This window comes from Streptomyces sp. NPDC050674 (assembly GCF_040654575.1).
Lineage (GTDB): Bacteria > Actinomycetota > Actinomycetes > Streptomycetales > Streptomycetaceae > Streptomyces.
Map to the genome: position 1 here is coordinate 1 of NZ_JBFAIG010000056.1, position 1,898 is coordinate 1,898.

Genomic DNA, 1,898 nt, shown 5'->3' on the forward strand with positions numbered 1-1,898 from the left:
GCCTGGATTCGTCCGAGCTCGGATTCCAGGTCCTGGACGCGCTGCTGGAGCCGTCGCATCTCGGCGAGGAGTCGAGGGTCGGAGCCGCCGACGTACGTTCGCCTACGGCTGGGCTGGCCTGGTCGGACTACGCCCGCAGCCTGTGGGTGTTCGTTTGGTACATGACCAGTCACTGCGGGGTGATCTGGTGCGCATCGCGAGTCCCACCTGAGTTCGGATCACCCGACCGTCCTAACCCGGTGGTTGATTGTGGAGTACGCGCGGGTTCCCCGAGGCTACTCGGCGGCCGGAAACCTGCATTTCAGCAGGTCGATCGCACTGTGCCGGCCCGTCACTCAATGGTGTGAGATCTCCGCAGTAACTCACAGATTCTGCGAGTGACCCCCGTAATCTGCGGTTTCGTGTCAGATTCCGAAACTCGCGTGCTGACGCTCGTGCGCCCCGGACCGGAGCCGACCGTGCCGGTGGACCCCGCCGCGGTCTCCGTCGAGAGCGGGCTCGCGGACGTCGTCACGCTCCAGCGGCGCCAGCAGGCGCGCATCTCGGCGCAGGACGAGGAGAGCTTCTTCCTCGACACGCTGTCGGAGTACCAGTGGGCGAGGGATGCCGCTGGCCTGGCACCGACGACGCTGGACGGGCTCATCAAGCTGGTGATGGAGGTCTGTGAGTTCTACGGCACGGTGCCGTGGCAGCTCACGTCCCGCGAGGTCGACCGGTACTTCGCCGGCCCCGGGAAGCGTGCCCCGTCGACTCTGCGCGGCAAGATCAACAAGATCGACGCGTACTTCGCGTTCCTCGAGCAGCGCTACGCCGGCGAGATCATGCGCCGCTTCGGCCAGACCGTCGAGTCGCCCATCGACGTGTTCAACCGGCCGCGCCATCGCGGCGATTTTGGTCTGCGGATCCCGCCCTCGCAGACGGCTCTGCGGGATTTCTTCGGCCGCTGGCGTGAGGATCTGCCGAACGCCCGGAAGTACCTGGTCGCCTCCCGCGATTACGTGATGACGAAGGTCGCGTACCTGTCCGGTGTCCGGGCGACCGAGCTGTGTGGGGTGTGCATGGGCGACCTGCATTGGGAGCACGGCCAGTGGGGCCGCTTCGTCGTGCTCGGCAAGGGCGCCCACGGGTCGGGGCCCCGGCCGCGCGAGGCGTACATGTTTCAGGAGGGCCGTGCTCTGCTGTGGTGGTACATCGAGGAGATCCGCGGCGAGTTTGGCGACGATGTGGACCATCCCAAGGCGCCGCTGTGGCCGTCGGAGCGCAAGCCCACGGCGGTGGCCGCGTTGAACCTTCCGATCGCGCCGGCGATCGTGCCCTCGACGTTCCGCCGGGCCCTGCACCAGGCGGCCGGCGCCTATCTGAGCGGGCCGGTCAGCGATCTGTTCCCGCACTTGCTGCGCCATGCATGCGCCACCCACAACTACGAGCGTGGGATGACGTTGTGGGAGGTGCAGAAGGTCCTCGGACACGACTGGGCGACCACAACCCTGCGGTACATGGCGACCGCCCACGCCGACCCGGAGCACGCGAACCTGGCCGCGAGTTCCCGGGCGGCCCAACGACTGGTGATGGACAAGGGGAATCTCCGGTGAAGTGGAATCTGCGGATGGTGGCCGCCCAGCGGGACCTGTGGCGGCCGACCGAAGTGCTTGCTGCTTTCCAGCAGGTGGGGTTCAACCCTTCGCTGAGCAAGGTCGCCGCCCTGTGGGGCGGGACTCCGGTCACGGTGCGGCTGGACGACCTGGACCTGATGTGTGCGGCACTGGACTGCACCGTCGCGGATCTGCTCCAGGCCGAACCGGTCGCCGGCGCGGGTGTTGTGCTCGCGGAGCGCGATGGCCATGGCCACATTGGACGGCCCGAAGCCGATACCGATCAGATCGTGGACCGGTGCTGTG

Annotated in this window: 1 protein-coding gene and 1 pseudogene; both read left to right on the forward strand. The window is 67.4% G+C overall.

Going from position 1 to position 1,898, the window contains the following annotated elements:
• Positions 1 to 464: 464 nt before the first annotated feature.
• A complete protein-coding gene (locus tag AB0I06_RS34250) occupies positions 465 to 1,592 on the forward strand; it encodes a site-specific integrase (protein WP_363122766.1) in 1,128 nt (375 codons plus the stop codon).
• Positions 1,589 to 1,813: pseudogene (locus AB0I06_RS34255) on the forward strand (helix-turn-helix transcriptional regulator); the annotation flags it as partial. The gene AB0I06_RS34250 and the pseudogene AB0I06_RS34255, both read left to right, overlap by 4 nt.
• Positions 1,814 to 1,898: the final 85 nt, after the last annotated feature.